Source organism: Pantoea cypripedii, assembly GCF_002095535.1.
In the GTDB taxonomy this organism is placed as follows: domain Bacteria; phylum Pseudomonadota; class Gammaproteobacteria; order Enterobacterales; family Enterobacteriaceae; genus Pantoea; species Pantoea cypripedii.
The window spans coordinates 4,460,920-4,483,816 of sequence record NZ_MLJI01000001.1; the positions used below are offsets into that span (position 1 = coordinate 4,460,920).

The 22,897-nt window shown below is 57.0% G+C and carries 23 protein-coding genes; 7 read left to right on the forward strand and 16 right to left on the reverse strand.

Features of this window, described 5'->3' with window-relative positions:
- The first annotated feature begins 61 nt into the window (after positions 1 to 61).
- Complete coding sequence (locus HA50_RS20880) at positions 62 to 1,354, forward strand: MFS transporter (protein WP_084878181.1); 1,293 nt, start codon at positions 62 to 64, stop codon at positions 1,352 to 1,354.
- Positions 1,355 to 1,438: 84 nt separating this feature from the next.
- The gene (locus tag HA50_RS20885) at positions 1,439 to 2,701 is read left to right on the forward strand and encodes a YidR family protein (RefSeq protein ID WP_084878183.1); all 1,263 of its coding nucleotides are present in this window, start codon (positions 1,439 to 1,441) and stop codon (positions 2,699 to 2,701) included.
- On the opposite strand, the gene HA50_RS20890 is transcribed toward HA50_RS20885, so the two are convergent.
- Complete coding sequence (locus tag HA50_RS20890) at positions 2,679 to 3,038, reverse strand: YceK/YidQ family lipoprotein (RefSeq protein WP_167379252.1); 360 nt, start codon at positions 3,036 to 3,038, stop codon at positions 2,679 to 2,681. The genes HA50_RS20885 and HA50_RS20890 overlap by 23 nt on opposite strands.
- Before the next feature lie 283 nt (positions 3,039 to 3,321).
- Between HA50_RS20890 and ibpA the strand changes: the two genes are divergently transcribed.
- Positions 3,322 to 3,738 carry a small heat shock chaperone IbpA gene (gene ibpA / locus HA50_RS20895; RefSeq protein WP_013507211.1) on the forward strand — a complete coding sequence of 139 codons (417 nt, stop codon included), beginning with the start codon at positions 3,322 to 3,324 and terminating at the stop codon, positions 3,736 to 3,738.
- Between the two features lie 139 nt (positions 3,739 to 3,877).
- On the opposite strand, the gene HA50_RS20900 is transcribed toward ibpA, so the two are convergent.
- Genes HA50_RS20900 through HA50_RS20925 form a run of 6 tightly spaced genes read right to left on the reverse strand, consistent with a single transcriptional unit; the run spans position 3,878 to position 9,596 of the window.
- Positions 3,878 to 4,783, reverse strand: coding sequence for an EamA family transporter (locus tag HA50_RS20900; RefSeq protein ID WP_084878188.1), 906 nt, complete (start codon positions 4,781 to 4,783; stop codon positions 3,878 to 3,880).
- A 20-nt stretch (positions 4,784 to 4,803) separates the two neighbouring features.
- Positions 4,804 to 5,304, reverse strand: coding sequence for a YbaK/EbsC family protein (locus tag HA50_RS20905; RefSeq protein ID WP_084878191.1), 501 nt, complete (start codon positions 5,302 to 5,304; stop codon positions 4,804 to 4,806).
- Between the two features lie 28 nt (positions 5,305 to 5,332).
- Positions 5,333 to 6,133 carry a 2OG-Fe(II)-dependent halogenase WelO5 family protein gene (locus HA50_RS20910; RefSeq protein ID WP_084878193.1) on the reverse strand — a complete coding sequence of 267 codons (801 nt, stop codon included), beginning with the start codon at positions 6,131 to 6,133 and terminating at the stop codon, positions 5,333 to 5,335.
- A gap of 6 nt (positions 6,134 to 6,139) precedes the next feature.
- Positions 6,140 to 6,847, reverse strand: coding sequence for a class II glutamine amidotransferase (locus HA50_RS20915; protein WP_084878195.1), 708 nt, complete (start codon positions 6,845 to 6,847; stop codon positions 6,140 to 6,142).
- Positions 6,835 to 8,112 carry an ATP-grasp domain-containing protein gene (locus HA50_RS20920; protein ID WP_084878197.1) on the reverse strand — a complete coding sequence of 426 codons (1,278 nt, stop codon included), beginning with the start codon at positions 8,110 to 8,112 and terminating at the stop codon, positions 6,835 to 6,837. The genes HA50_RS20915 and HA50_RS20920 overlap by 13 nt, the downstream gene beginning before the upstream one ends.
- 17 nt (positions 8,113 to 8,129) lie before the next feature.
- Complete coding sequence (locus HA50_RS20925) at positions 8,130 to 9,596, reverse strand: hypothetical protein (RefSeq protein ID WP_084878199.1); 1,467 nt, start codon at positions 9,594 to 9,596, stop codon at positions 8,130 to 8,132.
- Positions 9,597 to 9,815: 219 nt separating this feature from the next.
- Here HA50_RS20925 and HA50_RS20930 point away from each other — a divergent pair, with 219 nt between their 5' ends.
- Entirely contained in the window at positions 9,816 to 11,270 is a 1,455-nt protein-coding gene (locus HA50_RS20930; RefSeq protein WP_084878201.1) for an aminotransferase-like domain-containing protein, read from the forward strand.
- Here HA50_RS20930 and HA50_RS20935 read toward each other — a convergent pair.
- From HA50_RS20935 to HA50_RS20975, 9 genes are all read right to left on the reverse strand, one after another.
- Positions 11,267 to 12,514 (reverse strand): valine--pyruvate transaminase, encoded by a 1,248-nt coding sequence (locus HA50_RS20935; protein ID WP_084878203.1) that lies wholly within the window; start codon positions 12,512 to 12,514, stop codon positions 11,267 to 11,269. The two genes, HA50_RS20930 and HA50_RS20935, sit on opposite strands and share 4 nt — an antisense overlap.
- 93 nt (positions 12,515 to 12,607) lie before the next feature.
- Positions 12,608 to 13,591 carry a glyoxylate/hydroxypyruvate reductase GhrB gene (ghrB, locus tag HA50_RS20940; RefSeq protein ID WP_084878204.1) on the reverse strand — a complete coding sequence of 328 codons (984 nt, stop codon included), beginning with the start codon at positions 13,589 to 13,591 and terminating at the stop codon, positions 12,608 to 12,610.
- 69 nt (positions 13,592 to 13,660) lie between these two features.
- Entirely contained in the window at positions 13,661 to 14,941 is a 1,281-nt protein-coding gene (locus tag HA50_RS20945) for an MFS transporter (protein ID WP_084878205.1), read from the reverse strand.
- Between the two features lie 48 nt (positions 14,942 to 14,989).
- A complete protein-coding gene (locus HA50_RS20950) occupies positions 14,990 to 15,934 on the reverse strand; it encodes a sugar kinase (protein ID WP_084878643.1) in 945 nt (314 codons plus the stop codon).
- Positions 15,935 to 15,947: 13 nt separating this feature from the next.
- Positions 15,948 to 16,694: a sugar phosphate isomerase/epimerase family protein gene (locus tag HA50_RS20955; protein WP_084878207.1), complete on the reverse strand. Its 747-nt coding sequence runs from the start codon at positions 16,692 to 16,694 to the stop codon at positions 15,948 to 15,950.
- A 358-nt stretch (positions 16,695 to 17,052) separates the two neighbouring features.
- On the reverse strand, positions 17,053 to 18,078 hold the full coding sequence (locus tag HA50_RS20960) for a LacI family DNA-binding transcriptional regulator (RefSeq protein WP_084878209.1): 1,026 nt from the start codon (positions 18,076 to 18,078) through the stop codon (positions 17,053 to 17,055).
- A gap of 66 nt (positions 18,079 to 18,144) precedes the next feature.
- The gene (locus HA50_RS20965) at positions 18,145 to 19,140 is read right to left on the reverse strand and encodes a LacI family DNA-binding transcriptional regulator (protein ID WP_084878211.1); all 996 of its coding nucleotides are present in this window, start codon (positions 19,138 to 19,140) and stop codon (positions 18,145 to 18,147) included.
- A 152-nt stretch (positions 19,141 to 19,292) separates the two neighbouring features.
- Positions 19,293 to 19,955, reverse strand: a complete 663-nt coding sequence (locus tag HA50_RS20970; RefSeq protein WP_084878214.1) for an OmpA family lipoprotein — start codon at positions 19,953 to 19,955, stop codon at positions 19,293 to 19,295.
- Positions 19,956 to 20,063: 108 nt separating this feature from the next.
- Positions 20,064 to 20,624: a DNA-3-methyladenine glycosylase I gene (locus tag HA50_RS20975; protein WP_084878217.1), complete on the reverse strand. Its 561-nt coding sequence runs from the start codon at positions 20,622 to 20,624 to the stop codon at positions 20,064 to 20,066.
- Between the two features lie 144 nt (positions 20,625 to 20,768).
- Between HA50_RS20975 and HA50_RS20980 the strand changes: the two genes are divergently transcribed.
- The 3 genes from HA50_RS20980 (at position 20,769) to dnaC (ending at position 22,860) form a co-directional block, all read left to right on the forward strand.
- Positions 20,769 to 21,470, forward strand: coding sequence for an autotransporter domain-containing protein (locus HA50_RS20980; protein WP_084878220.1), 702 nt, complete (start codon positions 20,769 to 20,771; stop codon positions 21,468 to 21,470).
- 113 nt (positions 21,471 to 21,583) lie between these two features.
- A complete protein-coding gene (gene dnaT, locus HA50_RS20985; RefSeq protein WP_084878222.1) occupies positions 21,584 to 22,120 on the forward strand; it encodes a primosomal protein DnaT in 537 nt (178 codons plus the stop codon).
- Positions 22,120 to 22,860, forward strand: a complete 741-nt coding sequence (dnaC, locus tag HA50_RS20990; protein ID WP_084878225.1) for a replicative helicase loader DnaC — start codon at positions 22,120 to 22,122, stop codon at positions 22,858 to 22,860. Before dnaT ends, dnaC begins: the two co-directional genes overlap by 1 nt.
- Positions 22,861 to 22,897 lie beyond the last annotated feature (37 nt).

Consider the following 22,897-nt stretch of genomic DNA (forward strand, 5'->3'; position numbering starts at 1 on the left):
TTATTTGCCGCCATGAGCGGTTATTACCGATATAGATACCCTACGTATCCGGAGAAACACCATGGATCTCTCTGCCGTTCAGGCCCGGCCGACGCGCCGCCGTTATATCACGTTATTGATGATATTTATTACGGTGGTAATTTGTTATGTCGATCGCGCGAATTTAGCTGTCGCCTCTGCCCATATTCAGCAGGAATTTGGCATTACCAAAGCAGAAATGGGTTATGTCTTTTCCGCCTTTGCCTGGTTATATACGCTGTGCCAGATTCCCGGTGGCTGGTTTCTCGATCGTGTCGGCTCGCGCCTGACCTATTTTATTGCTATCTGCGGCTGGTCGATCGCCACCTTATGCCAGGGCTTTGCCGGTGGTTTATTGTCGCTGATCGGCCTGCGCGCCATTACCGGCGTCTTCGAAGCCCCGGCGTTTCCGACCAATAACCGCCTGGTGACCAGCTGGTTCCCGGAGCACGAACGCGCCTCGGCGGTGGGTTTCTACACTTCCGGCCAGTTTGTTGGTCTGGCATTCCTGACGCCGCTGCTGATCTGGATTCAGGAGCTGCTGAGCTGGCATTGGGTGTTTATCCTCACCGGGGCGATTGGCCTGGTCTGGTCGCTGGTGTGGATTAAGGTTTATCAGGCTCCAAATCAGAGTAAAGGCATCAATCAGGCCGAGCTGGATTATATTCGCGAAGGCGGCGCGATGGTGGAAGGGGATGCGCCCGCTGAGAAGAAAGCCCGCAGCCGGGTGACCGCTGCCGACTGGAAACTGGTGTTCCACCGTAAACTGTGCGGCGTGTATCTCGGCCAGTTTGCCGTGACCTCAACCCTGTGGTTCTTCCTGACCTGGTTCCCGAACTACCTGACCCAGGAAAAACACATTGGCGCGCTGACGGCGGGCTTTATGACCACTGTCCCTTTCCTCGCCGCTTTTGTCGGGGTGATTCTTTCCGGTATCGTGGCGGACCGGCTGGTGCGCAGTGGCCGTTCACTGGGTTTTGCGCGTAAAACGCCGATTATCTGTGGCCTGCTGATCTCCACCTGCATTATGGGAGCCAACTACACCAACGATCCGATGTGGATTATGGCGCTGATGGCGCTGGCGTTCTTCGGTAACGGCTTCGCGTCAATTACCTGGTCGCTGGTTTCATCACTGGCCCCGGTGCGGCTGATTGGCCTGACTGGCGGTATGTTTAACTTTATCGGTGGCCTCGGTGGCATCAGCGTACCGCTGGTGGTGGGCTATCTGGCGCAGGATTACGGTTTCGCCCCGGCGCTGGTTTATATCTCGGTGGTGGCGCTGATCGGTGCACTTTCTTATATCCTGCTGGTTGGTGATGTGAAGCGCGTCGGTTGATGGCGTTGCGCCCTGCCGGAGCACTGGCCCGGCAGGGCAGAATCGCGTAGTTTGTCTGGCAACTGTTGGATGTAAGGTTGCCCCATGTCAGAAAAACAACTCACCTTTGCAGAACGTCATCACCAGCTCACCAATATCAACGTCTGGACTGCCGACAGCCAATGGCTGGCGTTTGATGTCCGGCCTTCCGGTGCCTCCTTTACCAGCCTGACCATTGAGCGCGTTAATGTGCAGAGCGGCGCTGTGGAAGTGCTGTATCAGGCCCGCGACGGTGCCTACGTTGGCGTAGTTACCGTCAGCCCGGATCTGCCGCCACGCTACGTTTGCATCCACGGCCCGGAACGTCCCGATGCGCACTGGCATTACGATTTCCACCATCGGCGTGGCGTGATTGTGCAGCGAGGTATCGCGGAAAACCTTGATGCCTGTGATATCACTGCACCCTACACGCCAGGCGCGCTGCGCGGCGGTTCCCATGTCCATGTCTTCAGCCCGGATGGTTCGCGTCTCAGCTTCACCTATAACGATCATGTGATGCATGAAAAGGATGTACGCGATGACCTGCGCAACGTCGGTGTTGCCGTGCCGCTGCATCCGGTGTGTCCGCCAAAGCATCATCCGCGTGAATACGAAGGCAGCCATTATTGTGTGCTGGTCAGCCAGACCCAGCGCGATCCGCAGCCGGGTAGCGACCAAATCGATCGGGCGTATGAAGAGTGCTGGATTGGCGATCGCGGCTATCAAAAGCCAGACGGCAGCTGGCAGCGCTGGGCCATCGCGTTTATTGGTGATACGCGGGCGGTTGATGGCGAAAAAGTGCCGGAGGTGTTTGTGGTGGATTTGCCGGGTGCGCTGGCAGATTACGCGAAACCGGGGGCGGTGCCGCTACAGGGAACCGTGGATAAACTGCCTGCGCCACCGGCCGGGGTTCAACAGCGCCGCGTGACCCGGAGCAAAGGGCTGGCTTTACAGCCGCGTCACTGGTTGCGCGCAGCGCCGGACGGCAGCGCGATTGCTTTTCTGCTGGCGGATGACAACGGTGTGGTGCAGCTATGGACGGTCTCCCCCAACGGTGGGATGCCGCGGCAGGTAACGCAGCTGGAAAGCAGCATTCAGTCCGCCTTTAGCTGGCATCCTGGCGGGGAGGCGATCGCCTTTATCTGCGATAATAGCGTGATGCGCTGCGAGTGGGCATCAGGTAAATGCACACGGCTGACGCCGCACAGTGAGCTGCCGCCATCCGGTGATGCGGTGGTCTGGTCGCCAGATGGGCAGAAGATTGCGTATATGCGCGAGGTTAACGGCTGGCGACAGCTGTTCTGCGTCAGTGCGCTTCCGCAGGCATAGCGGCAGCGGTAGACAGGCTGGCCTGGGTACCGGTCAGCTTCTCGCTTTGCCGCACGCGCTCACGCGGTGAGTCGATCGATTTATCATCATCGTGGCGGAAGTAATCCCACGGCAGCAGGATGGTATCCATGACCGCTGAGAACGGCAGATCAATCGCGACCAAAGGTTTCATCGCCCAGCTGGTGTGATCATCCGTCAGCATTTCCGCGCTGGCGCGGGTGCCGGGGTAATAACCCTGGCTGGCGCCAGTATGGGACATGACGCTGGAACAACCGGAGGTGGTACATGCACAACAGACCAACAGGCCTGGCAGCGAAAAGCGTTTCATTATATTCATCGTCTTCATCCCTTCAGTCATGGCATGGCCCTGGCTGGAGTGTGTCACCTGCGCTGCATCACTCTGGGGTGATGTCCTGAGTCTCAGGCGAATAATTTCCTGAGTGTATGCTATTTCATCAGAATTGCTGCAAGAAAATCCTAATGAAAACTTGAAAGCGACAAAACCGCACCCACTTTTAGGATAAGGTCACGCTGCTTTTGCCGACAGGGAGAGCAACGGGCCGCACAACCTGTCCATGGTGGAAGGTTGCCAAAACTTGCTGAATATCAGGAGTCCTAATATGCGTAATTTTGATCTCTCTCCGCTTTATCGTTCTGCGATTGGTTTCGATCGTCTGTTTAACCTGCTGGAATCCAATCAGAACCAGGCCAATGGTGGCTACCCTCCGTATAACGTCGAGCTGGTAGACGAAAACCACTACCGTATCACCATTGCCGTTGCGGGCTTTGCCCAAAGCGAGTTAGATATCACGTCACACGACAATATGCTGGTTGTGCGCGGCGCGCATCCCGAGGAGCAACAGGAACGTAAATACCTGTACCAGGGCATCGCCGAGCGTAACTTTGAGCGTAAATTCCAGCTGGCCGACCATATCGTGGTACGCGATGCGCGTCTCGAAAATGGCCTGTTAAGCATCGATCTGGAACGCATCGTCCCCGAAGAGGCGAAACCGCGTCGGATTGAAATTTTGAAATAAATTAAATAAAGCAAAAGCCGCAGAGATGCGGCTTTTTCATACCGGTGTAGCGGCGCAATTTATTGCGCGGGTTTTTGCAACCGGGCACAGATTTGCGCGATAAATCGCGCCGCTACAATATTGTGCGATTTTTAGCTTGTTAGGTTCTCACCAGAAATCGCTGGCTCACCATCCCGCCGAACACATTGATCAGCAGACCAAAAATAATCACCGATGCCCCGAGCATCTGCTGCGCCGACAGGGTTTCACCCAAAATCAACGCCGCACTGAGAATCCCCACCACCGGTACCAGCAGCGACAGCGGTGCCACGCGCCAGGTTTCGTAGCGACTCAGCAGATTGCCCCAGATGGCGTAGCCGACGATGGTGGCGACAAAGGCCAGATAGATCAGCGCCAGCACGGTTTGTAGCGAGATATTCAGCAGGCTGCTGACAATCGTCTCCTGCCCTTCAAACCACCATGAACAGGCAAAGAACGGCACCATCGGCACCAGCGCACTCCATACCACCAGCGACATCACCGGCACTTTGCGGTTACGCAGAATAATCTTGTTGGTGATATTGCCCAATCCCCACGACAACGCCGCCGCCAGCGTCAGCATCATGGTGGTGAGCGTAATGCCTGCGGTGGTTTGCCCCTCCATCCCAGCGGTTGCCAGGGTAAACATGCCGAGGGTCGCCACCAGAATGCCGACGATATGGTTCCAGCGCAGTTTCTCCGCCAGCAGCAATGCGCCGAGTATCAGGGTGAAAAAGGCCTGCGCCTGCACCACCAGCGACGCCAGACCGGCTGGCATACCGAGCTTGATGGCGAGGAACAGGAAGGCGAACTGACCAAAACTGATGGTCATGCCGTACACCACCAGCCAGCGCAGCGGAATGGCCGGGCGTTTAACGAAAAAGATCGCCGGGAATGCCACCAGAGTAAAACGCAGTCCCGCCAGCAAAAAGGGGGGCATGCCATGCAGCCCCAGCTTAATCACCACAAAATTGACGCCCCAGGCGAGTACCACACACAGGGCTAATAAGAGATCTTTGACTGACATAAAAATTCCTTCTGCCGCGATCAGGCGGTCGCCGTCACGGGGGTGGCGATCTCTGCGCAGCAGTCATCGCCGATAACACGAAAATAGTCATTCACATCCAGCGCCACTGAACGTTCCAGCAACCCGGCGTTAAACCACAAAGTACCGACATCACGCAGGCGCGCATCAACGCGCAGCGCCAGCCGGTCATCAAAACTAAAGGGTGGCACCGCGCCCATCACGCATTGCGTCAGTTCCTGGGCTTTTTCGGGTGCAGCAAAGCTCGATTTCTTGCCGCCGATGGCGCGAGCGGCGCTTTTGAAGTTAATTTTGCAATCACCCGGCACAATCGCCAGCAGGTAACGGGCCTCCGCGCCCTCCGGCATCGTGACTTCCAGTACCATCGCCTTTGCGGCCTGATTCAGCTCGTTACCACGGATGGCGCTGATGACATCGGTCTGACCGATGGCCTCATGCTCAATCACACGATAATCCGCCTGATGCTGCTCCAGTTGGGTGATCACTTTCTCAAAGGTTGTCATCTTTTCTCCTCGTATGACGGGCCTCGGGTCAACTCCAGGCAATCGCGTGCTTCATCTTTTTGTCGGTGAGACCAAAGAAGAAGCCCATGGTGATGCGTGTATCGCCTTCCACCCGATCAATTTCATGATAAAAAGCAGGATTAAACAGATAGATATCGCCACTGCGCGGCGAAAATTCGCAGGTTTCGCAATGCTCAACCACGCCACTCTGGTAGCCGAGTTCGCCGGGCGTTTTAAAGCGCTCGTCCACCGGCTGCCATTTCTTATTAAAAATGCGCAGTTCACCCCCGGCGTTGCACTCCTGGAGGCACACCACGCAACTCAGCTGATGCAAAATGTTGGTCACAGCCAGGCCGCTGCCCGCCGCATCGCGCACGATGTTGTCGTTATGCAGCGGATTAGCGACGCCATTGGCATGGAAGCGCACAATCGAACCTGCGTAATCGCCGTGCTGTGGATCGGTGGCGGTTTGCAGGCTTTCCAGCCGTAATGCGTGTTTCACCCAGTTGTAAACCTGGTCACGCAGGCAGTGCAGCGACGGCGGTAACGCGGGCTGGATATCACGCAGTTCGGTGAAATAGTTTTCCGGCGCAGCGGTATGCTTCGCCAGATAGGGGCCAAGGGTGGTCAGCGCACCGTTGGGATAGTGGGATACCCGCACCTTTTCGCGGCAAAGTTGCAGGTCATCCACCGCCGCTTCACGCACTTCCGGGGTCAGGAAATTACGCAGCACCAGCAGCGGTACGCGCGCAGTAACAATGTCATCCAGCCAGGTACTTTCCACAAACATTTTGGGGCTAATAACGCGTATCTGATTGAAAATGGCCATGCTTGTTCACTCCGACAAAGGAATTTCATGAAGTTCATGGTTGCTCATACGACGCCATGAGGACGCCGCGCCCAGTGCTGCAATGGGTTCAGAAGAGATAAACGTGCTGTTGTTATGCTGACAGTGGTGCAGGGTGAAATAATCCGGGTAGGGGGTGTCATCGGGATGCCATTGCCACGCCCAGGCTTTCTCGCGGGTGACAAAAATGGCATTGGCCGCGCTGCCACCGGGAGCCACCTGCGCCATCTTGTCGCGCAGATAACTACGGGTGAAATCGGCAGGCGTGGCGCGATCAACCATATATTCGAGGTATTCCGCCGAATCAAAGCGTGACTCCGTCATGCCGAGCTGTTGGTGCACCGTCGGCAGAAAGCCGTTGTGCATCATGTACCACTGCGTCTGGCCGCTGGTACGCCACAGCGGATGCGAAAATTCGATGCCCTGATTTTTACTCAGCGTGGCATGACGCACATGCACCGCGAGAAAGCGGCCGCGCAGACGGTCGACATCAATCCCCGGCAGCGCATCGGCAAAAGTGCCGGTGCCGTGCAACGTGCGAATATGGCCCTGTTCCCGCCACAGCAAGCCCCAGCCGTTCGGATGTTGTTTGATCGGACCATCATGGGTGGCGGTTTCTCCGCAGCTCATGGCGCGCGCCGCCTCCAGTACCGCTGCGGCATCAAACTGACCGTGCGCCAGAATCATTCTGCACATAGTAAATCCCCCCGGGTGGCAAAGGACGAGACATCGAGAATCTGATGGAAGGTCGCCAGCACGTCGTCGCGGCTGTTGCCCGGCAGACGGAAGGTGGCGAGGATGCCCGCATGGCGGGTTAAATCGGCGTACAGCGAGGAGCGCGGCGAGACTTCAAGCGCAGGCAGATTGAGCGGCGGCAATAGCTGACCGCGCTGCTGTTGGGCGATCCACTGCTCCGCCTGACGATATTGCAGTGGCTGGCGTAACCGTAAGCGTCCCACCACCTGAGTGGCCTGACAGAAATGCAGCTCGGGCATGCCGCGTCCCGCTTCGATGTGAAAGGCGATTTCGGCCCAGTTGATGCCGGTCACTTCCTCGACCAGATTCACCACGCCCATTCCCGACAGGCGGAAACCCATTTCGAGAAAATGCGGCTCGCCGTTGACCACGATGAAATCGATATGAAAGGCCCCCTGACGGTAGCCAAAGGTTTCGCAGCAGAAACTCATCAGGCTGGTGAAGGAGGCGGGCAACTGTTGTGCCGCCATCGCCACATGCCCGGATTCGTAAAAGCTGATGCTGCCATCCTGATCGCTGTGATGTTCGATCACCTTCTGGCAGCAGGTCAGCGCCACGGCGTGACCGTTATCCACCACCCCCTGGAGCGAATATTCATCGCCGCACAGCCAGCTTTCGACGATAAAGCCGGAGAAACCGCGCCCGCCGTAATTCATGGTATCGACCAGTTTATTGATCACGGTGTCGAGCTGGCTGGCCTGTTCCACCAGCCAGATCCCGAGGCCGCCACCGCCATCGACCGGCTTGATCACGCACGGATAAAGCAGTGCCTCACGCGCATCGCGAATGCTGAGCGGAGAAGCGAAGAAGCGGAATTCCGGCTGCGGGAAACGCGGCCAGGCTTTGCGCAGCGCCATGCGTTGCGCATATTTATCCGGGGGAATAAAACCGGGACCGGCATCCGGGCCAGCCAGCATCTCGCGTACCCGTCCGGCGGAGACGTTGTAGGCCTCAAACCCCGCCAGCACCACCTGGGGATGCTCCAGCAGCCCGGCACGCAGGCAGGCCTGCAACACATCCCAGGGGTTTTCTGGCCGGTCAAGCCGTACGATCAGATCGAACGGCAGCGTAAAGCTGAGCGACTGGTAATCGACAAAATCACCCATCTCCGCCAGCACGGTAAAATAGCCTTCGCGTTTCGCCACGGCGCAGTACGGGTTTTGCCCGTCACGGGTCGCGCCAATCTGCAGGAATATCTTTCTCATCGCTTAGCCTTACCGGGTCAGCGCCCGGAAATCACTTCTGTGACGATGTCCTGCAGGACACCATTGTTCACCTGAATCACCGCTTTGTGGGGATCGAAGCGCAACACGCGCGACAGGGCATCGTGCTGCTGGTTATCCAGCAGCGAACTCACCTGCGCGCTGCGCCAGCAATGGCGCATCTGGGTGATGGTCAGGCCGGACAGTTGTTCCAGCTGTTGTGCCAGCTGGATATCGTTGCTGTCACCCGCCAGTAGCGCCCGCACGGCCTGCTCCTGCGGCGGTTGCGGCAACTGATGTAACCAGGCCGCCAGCTGCCTGCCGCTGGCGATAAACGGGGAGTAAATCATGCACACCAGCTGGGTTTCATTGAGGCCAAAGGCCTGTTCCGCGAACTGCGCAGCGCGCTGACGCGCCCGTGCGATAGCCTCATCATCCTGATAACGCGCCGCCATCTCCTCAATCAGCTGGGGTGGGAAATCCTTTTGCTGCATCAACCCCAGCGCAAAGCGCACATATTCGCGAATGCCTTCGGCATAGCTACGCTGCAACAGCGTTTCCGCGCGTAGACCGCGAATATGGGCCATTAAGGTGGGATTGCCGCAGTCCGATTCGGAAAAGCTGAACATCAGTTCATCGAAGCGGAAATGCATAAACTCCGTCAGCAGCGCCCAGTGCGCACCGGCTTCATAGGCGGTGTCCTGATAGATATTGAAGAACAGCGGGTCGCGGGCCAGCTGCCAGGTGATGCGATGCGCCGGTGTGACCTGATCGGCGCCGTAGATATCAGCAAAATAACGTTCAGCGACGCCATCAAGGGTTTGCAGAAAGCCGCTAAAGCCGCGTGATTTATCCGCCACCGGTGCATCAAACAGCCGTGACAGATGGCGCGCCCACGCGAGGTAAGCGGTTTGTTCCTGCGGGGAATCGCCGGTAATGATCATATCCACCCCGCCAGCGTAGTGCGCGGCAAGGCCAAAGGAGTTCACCATGCTGAGGTTGCAGGCGTTGCAGAAGGTGGAGCGTGCATCAGCGCGGAAACGGTGGCCATTCATCAGCACATCGTGGCGATTTTGCTGGCGTACTGCTTCCGGCATCGGCAGATGACGGGCAAAAGGACGAATCTGTAATCCGTCGGTCACCAGACATTCGGTAAAGTCATCGTTGTGGATATGCAGCGCGCGATAAACGCGATCGATGTTCTCCATCACGCTGTCGTTCATCGCCGCATGGCGGTTGGTACTGATGCGCAGCTGGAAGGTGCTGCCGCGCTGTTGCCAGATCAGCCCCTGGATGTAGCGCACATACGCCACCATGTAGCTGCTGTCTTTGCCACCGCCATAGGCGAGGAGCACACGGTTGTTTTCGGGATGATGCGTATCGGGTAGAGCGGCGAGCAAACGGCGGGAACAGGCCTGGGCTGATTCGAGAATGGCGCTGGATAGGTATCCTTCAATTTCTCTCATCATGGTGGACAGATTATTCATTTTTCACTTTTTCCTTTGGCTAATAAAATCGCAGTCGCCTTGAATACGACAACCTTGCTCACGGGCCACGAAGGTGTTACGGAATGAATGTCTCGGTCTTATGCTGTGTGGCTGTTGGCTTGCCACCGCTGCGCATCGTTATTTAGGAGATGCAGCCTAAACTACTTTGAATGTAATCTGATGGATACGCACAGATCAGCACGATATGGGGTGGAACAGATGGCGGGTGAGACGGAAGAACAGGAGAGTCAGAGCAGTCGTTACCGTCAGATAGCAGAACAGATCAAACAGGCGATTCACAGCGGATCGCTGCCGCCGGACAGCCGCCTGCCTTCGGTGCGTACCCTGGCGACGCAGTACCATGTCAGCATGACCACCGCGTTGAAAACATTACGCACCCTTGAGGATGAGCATTATGCGGTGGCGCGTCCTAAGTCCGGCTTTTTTGTTGCGCCGCGTAAGGCGGACAAAAAATTGCCGGTGGTGAGCCATGAGCAGCCGCGCGAAATCGCCCCGCTGGATGAGCAGACTGAGCTGCATCTGGCGATGGTCGGCTCGGATTGTCGGGTACGTCTGGACCTGGCAAACGGCGATATCTCACTGTATCCGGTAAAGAAAATTGGCCTGCTGATGCGCCAGATGGGCTACAGCAAACCGGCGTTGCTGGGCAACACCGTCAAGGGCACCGGCTATGCGCCGCTCAAAGCGGAGATTGCCCGCCGCGCGGTGGATTATGGCTGCAACATCAACGCCGATGACATCCTGATCACCAATGGTTGCATCGAGGCGATCTCGCTGTCGCTGCGCGCCACCACGCGGCCCGGCGATATCGTGGCGGTGGAATCGCCGTGCTATTTCGTGCTGCTGCAAATGTTGCACAACCTCAATCTGCGGGTGATTGAAGTGGAGGCGGGCGCGGAAGGCTACGTCAACGTGGAAAAACTGACGTCGCTGTTCCAGCGCAAAGCGGTGCAGGCGTATCTCAGCATTAACAACATCAACAACCCGCTGGGCAAAAGTATTCCTAACGAGCAGAAGGCCTATATTGCGCGTCAGGCGGATGAAAACGATGTGGTGATTATTGAGGATGATATCTTCGGGGATACCGCGTTTGGTGAACGCCGCCCGTTCCCGATGCGCGCCTTCAGCCCGAACGTTATTTTATGCAGCGGCTTCTCGAAAACCGTGGCCCCCGGCATCCGTATTGGCTGGGTGCACAGCGCCAACTACATGCGCAAAATCGCCTCGCTAAAATACACCTCAACCATGGGCACCTCGGTGCTGTCGCAGGCGGCGATTGCCGAGCTGCTGCGCAATGGCGGTTACGATGCCCATCTGCGTAAGCTGCGCCGCGAGCTGGCGAACCAAATCCGCCAGATGCGCCAGGCGGTGCTGCGCTATTTTCCTGCGGGCACGCGGGTGTCCGATCCGGAAGGCGGTTATGTGTTGTGGGTTGAGATGCCGGAGCAGGCGCTGAACGTGCGTGCGCTGTTTCTCAAGGCGCGCAACGCCGGGATTGGCATCGCGCCAGGGCATATATTCGCCACCGATCACCGCTACGACCACTGTTTTCGGCTCAATGCCGGGTTTGGCTGGAATGCGGAAGTGGAGCAGGCGATTCGCCAGCTGGCACAGTGGTGCCAGCTGTCATTGGTAGAAGCAAAGCAGGATTAAGCGCGCCAGGCGTCTTCGAGTTCTTCCGCCAGAATCTGCACCGCGCGTTCAATGTTCTCTGCGTCCGGCACATAATTCATGCGCATGCATTGATGGGTATGCGGCCATTCCTGTTCCAGACCGGGGAAGAAGAAGTGGCCGGGTACCATCAGCACGCCGCGCGCTTTCAAACGCTGATACAGCGCTTCGGTGGAGATCGGCAAATCGCGGAACCACAACCAGAGGAAAATCGCCCCTTCCGGTTTATGAATCAGGCAGCGATCTTCCGGTAAATAGCGGCGAATGATGGCGATCGTCTCGCTAACTTTGTGCTGGTAAAACGGTTTGATCACCTCTTCCGACAGACGCAATAAATCCCCGCGTACAATCATCTCGTTGGCGATCGCCGGGCCGATGCTGCCAGGCGCGAGGCTGATAATCCCGTTCATGTTGCCAATGGCGCTGATGGTCTTTTCATCGGCAACGATAATGCCGCAACGCGCACCGGGCAGGCCGAGTTTTGACAGGCTCATGCACAGGATAATGTTGGGATTCCACAGCGGACGCGCTTCGCTAAAGATAATGCCGGGGAAGGGCACGCCATAGGCGTTATCAATCAGCAGCGGCACCTGGTGCTGCTGGGCCAGCGCATCCAGCTGCAACAGTTCATCATCGGTGATCACGTTGCCGGTCGGATTGGTCGGGCGTGATACGCAGATCAGGCCAACCTCGTCATTCAGCGGCAAATGGTCAAAATCGACGTGGTATTTAAACTGGCCTTCCGGCAGCAGTTCGATGTTCGGCTTCGCGGAAACAAACAAGCCTTCTTCCAGCCCGGCATCAGCGTAACCGAGGTATTCCGGGGCCAGCGGGAACAGCACGCGTTTTTTGCTGCCGTCGGCGCGGTGTCCGGCGAACAGGTTAAACAGATAAAAAAACGCGCTCTGGCTGCCGTTGGTGAGCGCGATATTCTGCGCCGTTAATGGCCAGCCGAACTCCTCGCGCAGCATGGCTGCCAGCGCATCGAGCAGCAACGCTTTACCACGCGGGCCGTCGTAATTGCACAGCGCCTCGCTCAGCTTGCCTTCCTGATGCATCTGCTGCAAAAGCTGGTGGAAATAGTCGTTAATGGCCGGGATTTGCGCCGGATTGCCGCCGCCAAGCATGATGGTGCCGGGGGTACGCAACCCTTCACCCATATCTTCCATCAGACGTGAGATGCCGGAATGTTGCGTAAATTTGTCGCCGAACTGTGAAAAAGACATAGCAGGTTAAAACTTTGTGATGACTGATTGGGGACAACCATAGCGCCCGCAACAGGCAGGCGCAATGGTCAGGCGGGGAAAAGGTGCAAAGCCTTATTTCACAACCTCAGGATTGACACAATTCTTCTCGATTTTGCCGGTCAGCGCGGCGATCAGGTTATCCACCGCATCGCTCAGCATGCCGTAGCGGGTTTCATGGGTGGCGGAACCGATGTGCGGCAGCGTCACCACATTTGGCAGCTTCAGCAGTGCGGAATCGGCAGGGATGGGCTCCTGCTCGAACACGTCCAGACCCGCGGCGTGAATGGTGCCGTCCTGTAATGCCGTGATCAGCGCCTGCTCATCGACCACCGGACCGCGTCCGGCATTGATCAGAATGGCGCTCGGTTTCATCATTTTCAGCTGTGCGGTGCTGATCATATGATGTGTCTGTTCAGTCAGCGGCAGGCTGATGCAGACAAAATCGCTTTCCTTCAGCAGCGTCTCCAGGTCGCAGGCGCGTGCGCCAAAACGGGTTTCCGCTTCGCTATGCTGACGACGTGCGTTGTACAGAATCTTCATACCGAAGCCGAAATGCGCGCGCTGCGCCAGCGCCAGACCGATGCGACCCATGCCGAGGATACCGAGGGTTTTGTGATGCACATCGATGCCGTATTTTTCCGGACCAATGCTTTTCTGCCACTGACCGGCTTTCACCCAGGCATCCAGTTCCGTTACGCGGCGGGCGCTGCTCAGCACCAGCGCCATCATGGTGTCGGCCACGGTTTCGGTCAGCACCGTGGGTGTGTGCATCAATACCACACCACGCTGGTTTAACGCCGCGACATCAAAGTTGTCATAGCCGACAGAGATGGTTGAACAGGCACGCAAGGCAGGCATTTTTGCCAGAAGGTCCGCATTCACTTTCCCGCCTGAACCCAGTAAGCCCTGAGCCTGTTGAAACTGGGCTGCGTATTGATTGACGGTTTCTGGGGAAATGTCGTTGACTTCGGTGACAGTGAAGTGCGCGTCGAGTTTCGCGTACAGTTCTTCCGGCAGGCTTTTCTGACCCTTATAAACAATCACAGCAGGTTTCATCTTTTGCTCCCTGTAGAACGAGTGACGGGCGACCCGCGTCGCCCGGAAAAGTCATTTCAGCTTACGCTTTCAGGCGTGTTTTGCCCCGTGCAACGGCGGCGTTTTGTTTTCAGCGGGTTTGACGACCAGCGTCAGCCAGACTGACGCCAGCAGGGCTGCCCCCATAAAAATGTAAGAGGCCGATGGGTTGCCGGTTGCGCCATTAAGATAACCCACAATCCATGAGCCGACGAAGGAACCGAGTGCGCCCATGCTATTAATCAGTGCCATCGCGCCACCTGCCACATTACGCGGCAGCATCTCCGGGATGATGGCGAAGAACGGACCGTAAGGGGCGTACATCGCACCACCGGCAATCACCAGCAACGCATACGACAACCAGAAATTGCTGGAACCCACCAGATACGAACCGAGGAAGGCCAGCGCGCCAATCAGCAGCAACGGCCAGACAAACAGTTTACGGTTCTGCATTTTATCCGAGGCCCACGACACCACGATCATCGCGATGGTGGCCACCAGATAAGGCACCGCCGACAACCAGCCCGCTTCCACCATCCCCATCTGCGTACCGTTACGCAGGATGGACGGCAGCCACAGTACGAAGCCATACACGCCGATACTCCAGGCAAAATATTGCAGGCATAACAGCACAACATTACGGTTACGGAAGGCTTCGCCGTAATTACGCACCGCTTTGATGCCTTCCTGCTCTTTCTGCAATTGCGCCTGCAACGCGGCTTTTTCGCTGTCGCTCATCCATTTCGCCTGCGCCGGTTTGTCCTGCACCAGGAACCACCAGGCGACGGCCCAGATCACTGCCGGAATCCCTTCGAAGATAAACATCTCACGCCAGCCAAAGGAATCGATCAGATAGCCCGACACCACCGACATCCACAGCACCGTCACCGGGTTACCAAGGATCAGAAAGGTGTTGGCGCGTGAACGTTCGGATTTGGTGAACCAGTTGCTGATGTAAATCAGCATCGCGGGCATCACCGCCGCTTCTACCACGCCGAGCACAAAACGGATAGCCGCCAGCATTGGGATATTGCTCACTACCCCGGTCAGCGAGGCGCACAGCCCCCACAGCACCAGGCAGCAGAAAATCAGTTTTTTCACGCTGCGGCGTTCGGCATACACCGCACCGGGGATCTGGAAAAAGAAGTAGCCAAGGAAGAACAACGCGCCGAGCAGCGATGACATGCCTTTGGTGATGCCGAGGTCGTCGTTAATGCCTGCGGCCGAGGCGAAGCTAAAGTTCGCGCGGTCGAGATACGCCAGACTGTAGGTGATAAACACGATGGGCATGATAAACCACCAGCGTTTTGGCGCGATTGTCTGCGTTTTCATACGTTTATCCTCTGGTTGTAACGGCGCAATCAATCGCGCCGTTACAGATTAAAAATCGCCAAGGGTGGCGCGTGTCGGCAGCCCTTCGCTGTCGCCCGCCACCTGAATAGCCAGCGAGCCGATTCTGTTGCCGCGCAGGATCGCCTGCGGCAGCGTTTTGCCCTCCAGCAGGGCGCTGATCAGGCCGACGGCAAAACCGTCACCGGCACCGACGGTATCGACCACCTTGTCAACGCGCATCGGGGCCACCAGACCTTTGTCACCGTCGGCAGTTTTGAACCAGGCACCGTCGCTGCCGGTTTTGATCACCACCGCTCTGACCCCTTTATCCAGGTAGAAATCAGCGATGGCTTCCGGCTGACGATAGCCGGTGAGAATCAATCCCTCGCGCTCACCCGGAAGTACCCAGTCGGCGTACTCCGCCAGCAGGTTCAGCTGTTTACGCATCTCATCTTCGCTGCGCCATAACACCGGCCGCAGGTTGGGATCGAAGGAGATGGTTTTGCCCTGCGCGCGCATCTCTTTGGCGGCATGTTTGCAGAGCGCCAGCGAGGTCTCGGAAATCGCTGCCGCTACGCCGCTCAGATGCAGATGGCGCGCATGGCCGAAATAGCTGGCATTGAAATCATCCGGCGACAGATGGCTGGCGGCGGAACCGGCACGGAAGTACTCCACTTCAGGGTCGGAGCCATCATCGACGCGGGATTTGAGCTGAAAACCGGTGCGATAACGCGTATCAACGGTGACGCAGCGATGATCCACCGCTTCTTTTGCCAGCTGTTGCAGGGTAAAGCGACCAAAGCTGTCGTCACCCACCCGGCTCACCCAACCCACCTGCAATCCCAGGCGCGCCAGACCAATTGCCACGTTAAGTTCGGCACCGGCGATGCGTTTGGTAAAACGCTCGGCAGCGGCCAGATCGCCGGTTTGCTCCGCGATAAACATCGCCATCGCTTCACCAATGGTCACCACATCCAGTTGTGTCGGGGTCATCATTGTCAGCTCCTTAGCAGGCGCGCAGCAGGTCAACGTAGTGACGCGTGACCGCCACTAAATCGTCGCCTTCCAGCGGGAATTCGATGCCGCGAGGTACTTCGCCGGGCAGCGCCTGCAACAGGACGCGCCAGTCTTCGGGGCTGTCGTCCAGTGCGATGGCGCGGAAACTGTGGTGATGGGGTACGGCGGTTTTGACATGCACGTAGCCGACATAACGGCTCAGCTGCTGTGCCGCCTGCATGGCGTCTTCGCCGGTCCAGTGCCAGTTCGCCATATCAAACGTCATTTGCAGCGGCAGCGCGGTGTCAAAGGCGTGATGGAAAAAGCGCTGCATCGGGGCCAGCTTGCAATCGGCGGTTTGATCGTTTTCCACCACCAGTTTGACCGGGGATGCGTTCAGTACCGTAAGTAAGGCATCGAAGTGCGGCTCGACATAATGGCCGAGCGACAGTTTCAGGCGCTGTGCCCCGAGCAGTCCGGCTTCGCGCAGCAGTTGTGCCAGATGGGGATTCAGCGCGCCATCAGCCAGATACAGCGTTTCCGGGGCGGAATAGCACACGCTCAGCCCCTGCTGAGCAATCGCTTCACCCAACGCGGGCAACTGGCTTAACTCATCGGCAGCAAATAATTCACGGCGGATTTCCACGCCATCCGCCCCTGCCTGCTTAATCAGTGGCAGCAGCGCAGCCTGACCGCCCAGTTCTGCTACTTTGGTGGTGCCGTAAGCGGCTGTAACAACGATAATTTCTGGTTTCATCTCATCTCTCCGGGCGTAAACAGCTTGCCAAACGTTATAAAAACGTTAGATGGAACCGGTTCCAAAGAAAAGCGACAGATCGCGGAAGTATGATCCTGCTCACGAAGTGGGCCGTAGCGGCGCGATTTATCGCGCGGGTTTTAGTTTCGCGATAAAAACACATTGCGCGATAAATCGCGCCGCTACGAATTGGGGTTTTTTGGAGTTATCTTAGCAGTGATTCGATAAGGGCTGAAAATACGCTATCTCCACGGTATTTTCAGGAATTTAATATTTAATTGCCTATCCATGTGAGTAGTCGGAAATTAAATAACCACCTGTAGCGGCGCGATTTATCGCGCAGGTTTTAACGAATAAATCAACGCAGCCGCTGGCTGGAGCCACGTACGATCAATTCCCCGGAAAACACCTGCTCGGAGATCGGTTGATCGTCGCCTTCAATACGCGCGATAACCTTTTCCAGCGCGGCGTAGCCGATCTGCCAGGTAGGTTGTTTCAGGGTGGTGATGCCAGGTCCGGCCAGCGCAGCCCACTCCAGTTCATCGAAGCCAAGCAGGCCGATGGATTCGCCCCAGTTGAGGTTAAGACGTTGCATGGCGCGCGCCACCTGCAACGTCAGGGCGCCGTTAGCGGCGACGATGGCACAGCGTTTTCCGGCATGACGCTGGCGGAAATCGCGCAGCGCCGCATCCATCAACGCGGGCTGATGCAGGGCAACTTCGGTGTTTTCTGCCTGAACCGCAGGCTGCGATTGTGCGGTGCTGAAGAACGCCGCCAGGCGCTCGCGGCGGGTGTTGACGCTACCCAGTGGCTCGCTGAGAAACAGCAGCGCTTCATAACCGTTATCCAGCAGGTGCTGCGTAGCCTGATGCGCCGCTTCCGGGTTATTCAGCCCGACCACATCACAGGCGAAATCAGGGATTTTGCGGTCAATCAGTACCATCGGCAGCATCGACTGTTGCAGCTGGCGCAGCACGTCTTCACGCATGCCGACCGCATTCACCACAATGCCTTCCACCTGATAGCTGCTCAGCAGTTGCAGGTAATGCTGCTCCAGGTCCACTTCATTGTTGGTGTTACACATCAGCAGGGTAAAACCGTGGCTGCGGCAGGCGGCTTCAATACCGCTCAGCACATCAACCGAGTAGGGATTGGTGATGTCCGCAATGATCAGGCCAATCAGGCGGGTACGTCCACGTTTCAGCCCACGCGCCATCTGGCTGGGGCGATAATCGAGTTCAGCAATCGCCTGTTCAATACGCGCCTTCAGGTCGGGTGACAGCAGATTTTGCTCGCCATTCAGATAGCGGGAAACGCTGGTTTTCCCGGTCTTTGCCGTGCGGGCAACATCACTGATAGTCGCGCGTGGCGGCCTGGTCTTCATCGCATATACCTGAATCAAAAGAAACAGGCGAAGACTACCACAGGAACACCGCTGCGCAACAACCGGCTAGTCAGAAGTGAGGAGCAGACGCGGTTGCCACAGGGCCTGCACCTGTTCAGGGGGGGTGCCGTCCAGCAATTGCAGCACCATCTCGGCAATCTTTTCGCCAACATGCTGCTGAGAGCATTGCAGGATGGAATTGACCGGGTGATCGATAATCGAATCATGCGGCAGCCCGTCATAAACAAACAACGGAATGGCCTGCGGTCCGCTGAGCCGCCCGGCCTGTTGCAGTGCTATGGCGGCACCTTCTCCCAGCGGGCTGCAATCGGTAATGATCGCCTGCGGTTGAGGGGCGCTCGCCAGCCAGGCCGAGGTTTGCTGATAACCCGCGCGGCGTGAGGGAGCGACGGTAGCCCGCTTCGGCACAGGAACCGGCGGCTGATGCGATGCGATGGCATCGAGGAAACCCTGGCGGCGGTCGCGCACAAAAGAGCTGGGTTCGTTGCTGCCAATCCATCCCAGCCGGGTCAGCCCCTTTGCCAGAAAGTGTTCTGTCGCCAGCTTCACCCCGGCGTGATTATCGTAGTCAAACCAGGCATAGGGCTGCGACAGCTGGCTTCGTCCCAGCGACAGAAAGCGGAAACCTTTCTGTTGCAGACGTTGCAGACGGATGTCGTCGGGGGTGGTATGGGTGACGATCAGCGCATCCATGGCGCGGCTGCGCAACATACGCAGCGTGCGTTGTTGATCCTGGGGTTTATCGGCCAGCATCAGCAGATCAATGTCTTCACGGGCCAGGCGTTGATCAATGGTTTGCAGCATGCCGGTGAAATGGCTATCGCTCAGCGGCAATACGCTATCGGGTATCACCAGCCCGACGGTGTTGGTACGGCCGGTCTTTAGTTGGCGAGCCGCAGCATTGGGACGATAGCCACGGCGGCTGGCTTCTTCTTCAATACGTTTGCGCGTGTCTTCAGCCACATCATCATAGCCATTCAGTGCGCGACTCACGGTGGTAACGGAAAGTCCGAGGACGGAGGCAATGGCTTTCAGCGACATGATGGGCTTCCATTGATCAATTTTTGATCAAACTAACATAAAGAAATCGGCGGCTCTACGGGGGGATAATATTTGAGGGCAGGGGCAGCAGCAAGCGTCAAAAGTGGAGTAAAAACGTGCGAAATGGGCCTGACAGCGCAGGCCCAAAAGACTTATCCCAGCGGGGTGAGGGTGATCTCAACGCGGCGGTTCTGCGCCTTGCCGGCTTCGGTGCTGTTGCTGGCAATCGGGCTATCCGGCCCCATGCCCTGGGTACGCAGGCGGCTGGCTTCGACGCCCTGCACAATCAGCGCGCTGGCAACGCTTTCCGCACGCTGCTGCGACAGACGCATATTCAGGGCGCGCGTACCGGTGCTGTCAGTAAAGCCCACCACGTTGACGGCGGTTTTTGGATACTCTTTCAGTACCATTGCCACGCCGGTCAGGGTATTGGCACCCGCCGGTTTCAGGTTGCTGCTGCTGGAATCGAAGGTGACATTGTTTGGCATATTCAGCACGATGTTGTCACCCTGGCGCGTGACGCTGACGCCGGTGCCACGCATTTTGTCGCGCAGTTTGGCTTCCTGCACATCCATGTAATAACCGATCCCGCCTCCCAGCGCTGCGCCGGAAGCCGCGCCAATCAGCGCCCCTTTACCGCGATCTTTTTTCGAGGATGACAGCATGCCGACACCCGCGCCCAGTACGGCTCCGAGGCCCGCGCCAATGCCGGATTTACCTGCCTGTGATTCGCCGGTGTAAGGGTTGGTGGTACAGCCAGATAATGCCAGGCTGCCGCTCAGTAACAAGGCCAGTGCAACAGTGTGCTTATTCATAAAAGTCCCTTCGATTTAAATGGGGGGAAAAACCCAAAACGGTGCTGATTATGCCGTTAAATCGTGAGGGAAAGCGTGAGAATAAGTCTTAAATTGTAAAGAATCGCCTCAGATGTTGGCAGGATGGCAGAAACAATCAGTCTGATGATCGTTGATCAGGCCACAGGCTTGCATATAGGAATGGCAAATCGTTGGGCCGATGAATTTAAAACCACGCTTCTTCAACGCTTTAGACATTGCTATGGCTGCGTCTGAGGTAGTAGGTGCCAGCTTATAATCAGAGAAATTATGCAAAACGGGCGTGTTATCGACAAATCCCCAGATAAAGCGAGAAAAGTCTTCACCGCTGGCCTCCATGGCGAGGAACGCCCGCGCATTCACAATAGTGGCTGACAGTTTGGCGCGTTGACGAATCAGGCCGCTGTCCTGCATCAGACGATCGAGATCGGCTTCATCCATCGCAGCCACTTTCTGTGGGTCAAACTGATGAAAAGCACGCTGGTAATTTTCGCGTTTTTTTAACACCGTAATCCATGAAAGCCCGGCCTGCTGTCCTTCCAGACACAGCATTTCAAATAAGGCACGCTTATCAGTTTGCGGCACGCCCCATTCGGTGTCGTGGTACGCCAGATACAGCGGATCCTGTGTTACCCAGCCACATCGTTGCATCGCATTGCTCCTAAAGCATGAGGAAAATACTTCTCTTTCCTTGACGTATTTAATAATCGGTTAATAGTTAATCAAAGGGCGCCGATAACTGTTGTATCCAATACCTATACGCCCGGTTCTCATCTGGCTCGTCAGGAGTCCTTCATGTTGCAGAAAAGTCAGCGGTCAGGCCAGCACATTCTTGCGCTGGCTCTTGTTGGTGTGTGGCTATCAGCCTGCGCTTTGCCTGCACGCGCGTGGGATGAGGGCAGCCAGCAGCACGCGCCCAGTGCCAGCTCGCCTGATTATGACGCCATCCTGGCGGAAAAAATTTCCCAGAATCACCTGACGTTGACCGGCAACAACGATCGCGGCCTGATGGATGCGGCGCTTAACCCACCTGATGGGGCGATCATTAACCTCCATACCGAAGCCGCCAGCGTCGGCGCGAATCCGTTTGCAAACCGCCTCTCGGCTGGCTGGCAAATGCCGATGAGTGAGGCGATTTCTACCGGGCCGGTGGCGCAATACGCGGTCGATCCCTCGTCTCTCAACTGCCCGCAATGTGAATTTATCGATCGTAACAACCCTGACCAGGTCGCTTCGCTGGGCTGGCGCGTTGATTCCAGTCTTGGCTGGATAGCGCCCTACGCACAGATTAGCTACAGCCATCAATTGGGCGAGATGAATTTTACGCCACGCAGTGATGAAGGGATCGGCAGGGAAAACAACTGGATGGATGTCAGCGTGGGTGCCAATATGCCGCTGGGGCAACATCTGTCAGCGTTTGCCTCATTCTCGCAAACCGGGGCGATGAGCAGCGGTGAGCAGTTCATTTATAGCCTTGGCGTCAGCGCCAGCTTTTAATCTGCGATGACCTTTTTTGGCGATTCCACGCGCTAAAACAGGTACACTGCAACCTTAGCGCCGGGCGGAATATCCGCTCCGTTGCACTGGGCTTGTCAACGTCAGGTTTCTTCATGTCAGTCAAAATCTTAACTTCAACGCTGGTCGGGCTGGATGGCTTTTGTCAGGATCCGCTCGCGGTATTGCAACAGGCGGAAAACGGCACGCTGGCGGTGCTGCATCACAACGCACCGGCGTTTTATGCGCTGACGCCACAGCGGCTGGCGCAATTGCTGGCGCTGGAAGCCGCGGCACAGCAACCCAATGATGTCATGCTGGATGACAGCATGTTTGACACCCCCAGCACGCCCATTGCGGCCCCGGTGGGGAAATTCGCCATGTATGAGGGGTGGCTGCCGGACAACGATTTTCAGCGCCAGGCCGCCATCTGGGGCATCGCACTGAGCGAACCGGTGACGGCGGCTGAGCTGGCCATCTTTATTGCTTACTGGCAGGCCGAAGGGCGTCTGTTCCATCATGTGCAGTGGCAGCAGAAGCTGGCGCGTAGCGTACAAATGAACCGGGCGGCGAACGGCGGACAGCCGAAGCGCGATATCACCCGGATCAGCAATACTGATTATGATATTCCCGATGGTTTTCGAGGTGAATGATGAAAACGCCGAACGATCTTTTCAGCCGCCTGAAAAAACTGATGCCGCATGAGGTGAAACCAAAATTCACCAGCGGTGAAGAACTGCTGGCCTGGAATCAGGAGCAGGGCCGTTTACGCTCCGAAGCCATTGTGCGTGAGAATCGTGCGATGAAGATGCAGCGTATTATGGGCCGCTCCGGTATCCGCGAACTGCATATGAATTGCTCGTTCGACAACTATCGGGTGGAAAACGAAGGGCAACGCAAAGCATTGAGCCTGGCGCGTGAGTACGCGGCGGGTTTTGATAACAGCATTTCCAGCTTTGTGTTTTCCGGCCGCCCTGGTACCGGCAAAAACCATCTGGCGGCAGCTATCGGTAATGACCTGATTCTGCGTGGTAAAAGCGTGCTGATTGTGACCGTAGCGGATTTGATGTCGAGCATGAAAGGCACCTTCAGCGGCGGCAGCGATATCACTGAAGAACGCCTGTTGCAGGATCTCAGTAATGTCGATCTGCTGGTGATCGATGAGATCGGCATGCAAAGCGAATCACGCTATGAAAAAGTGATCATTAACCAGATTGTCGATCGCCGATCCTCGTCCAAACGCCCGACGGGCATGTTGTCGAACCTCGACCCCGCCGGGATGAACACGCTGCTGGGCGAGCGCGTGATGGACCGTATGCGCCTCGGCAATAGCCTGTGGGTGCGCTTCGACTGGGAAAGTTACCGCAGCCGCGTACGCGGCGATGAATACTAATTCGCCAGCCTCACTTCATCAGGGTGCGCCACGTCAA

Coding starts and splice junctions, on each gene's coding strand:
- HA50_RS20880 (WP_084878181.1), top strand. CDS start 62: ATGGATCTCTCTGCCGTTCAGGCCCGGCCGACGCGCCGCCGTTATATC.
- HA50_RS20885 (WP_084878183.1), top strand. CDS start 1,439: ATGTCAGAAAAACAACTCACCTTTGCAGAACGTCATCACCAGCTCACC.
- HA50_RS20890 (WP_167379252.1), bottom strand. CDS start 3,038: ATGAATATAATGAAACGCTTTTCGCTGCCAGGCCTGTTGGTCTGTTGT.
- ibpA (WP_013507211.1), top strand. CDS start 3,322: ATGCGTAATTTTGATCTCTCTCCGCTTTATCGTTCTGCGATTGGTTTC.
- HA50_RS20900 (WP_084878188.1), bottom strand. CDS start 4,783: ATGTCAGTCAAAGATCTCTTATTAGCCCTGTGTGTGGTACTCGCCTGG.
- HA50_RS20905 (WP_084878191.1), bottom strand. CDS start 5,304: ATGACAACCTTTGAGAAAGTGATCACCCAACTGGAGCAGCATCAGGCG.
- HA50_RS20910 (WP_084878193.1), bottom strand. CDS start 6,133: ATGGCCATTTTCAATCAGATACGCGTTATTAGCCCCAAAATGTTTGTG.
- HA50_RS20915 (WP_084878195.1), bottom strand. CDS start 6,847: ATGTGCAGAATGATTCTGGCGCACGGTCAGTTTGATGCCGCAGCGGTA.
- HA50_RS20920 (WP_084878197.1), bottom strand. CDS start 8,112: ATGAGAAAGATATTCCTGCAGATTGGCGCGACCCGTGACGGGCAAAAC.
- HA50_RS20925 (WP_084878199.1), bottom strand. CDS start 9,596: ATGAATAATCTGTCCACCATGATGAGAGAAATTGAAGGATACCTATCC.
- HA50_RS20930 (WP_084878201.1), top strand. CDS start 9,816: ATGGCGGGTGAGACGGAAGAACAGGAGAGTCAGAGCAGTCGTTACCGT.
- HA50_RS20935 (WP_084878203.1), bottom strand. CDS start 12,514: ATGTCTTTTTCACAGTTCGGCGACAAATTTACGCAACATTCCGGCATC.
- ghrB (WP_084878204.1), bottom strand. CDS start 13,591: ATGAAACCTGCTGTGATTGTTTATAAGGGTCAGAAAAGCCTGCCGGAA.
- HA50_RS20945 (WP_084878205.1), bottom strand. CDS start 14,941: ATGAAAACGCAGACAATCGCGCCAAAACGCTGGTGGTTTATCATGCCC.
- HA50_RS20950 (WP_084878643.1), bottom strand. CDS start 15,934: ATGACCCCGACACAACTGGATGTGGTGACCATTGGTGAAGCGATGGCG.
- HA50_RS20955 (WP_084878207.1), bottom strand. CDS start 16,694: ATGAAACCAGAAATTATCGTTGTTACAGCCGCTTACGGCACCACCAAA.
- HA50_RS20960 (WP_084878209.1), bottom strand. CDS start 18,078: ATGAAGACCAGGCCGCCACGCGCGACTATCAGTGATGTTGCCCGCACG.
- HA50_RS20965 (WP_084878211.1), bottom strand. CDS start 19,140: ATGTCGCTGAAAGCCATTGCCTCCGTCCTCGGACTTTCCGTTACCACC.
- HA50_RS20970 (WP_084878214.1), bottom strand. CDS start 19,955: ATGAATAAGCACACTGTTGCACTGGCCTTGTTACTGAGCGGCAGCCTG.
- HA50_RS20975 (WP_084878217.1), bottom strand. CDS start 20,624: ATGCAACGATGTGGCTGGGTAACACAGGATCCGCTGTATCTGGCGTAC.
- HA50_RS20980 (WP_084878220.1), top strand. CDS start 20,769: ATGTTGCAGAAAAGTCAGCGGTCAGGCCAGCACATTCTTGCGCTGGCT.
- dnaT (WP_084878222.1), top strand. CDS start 21,584: ATGTCAGTCAAAATCTTAACTTCAACGCTGGTCGGGCTGGATGGCTTT.
- dnaC (WP_084878225.1), top strand. CDS start 22,120: ATGAAAACGCCGAACGATCTTTTCAGCCGCCTGAAAAAACTGATGCCG.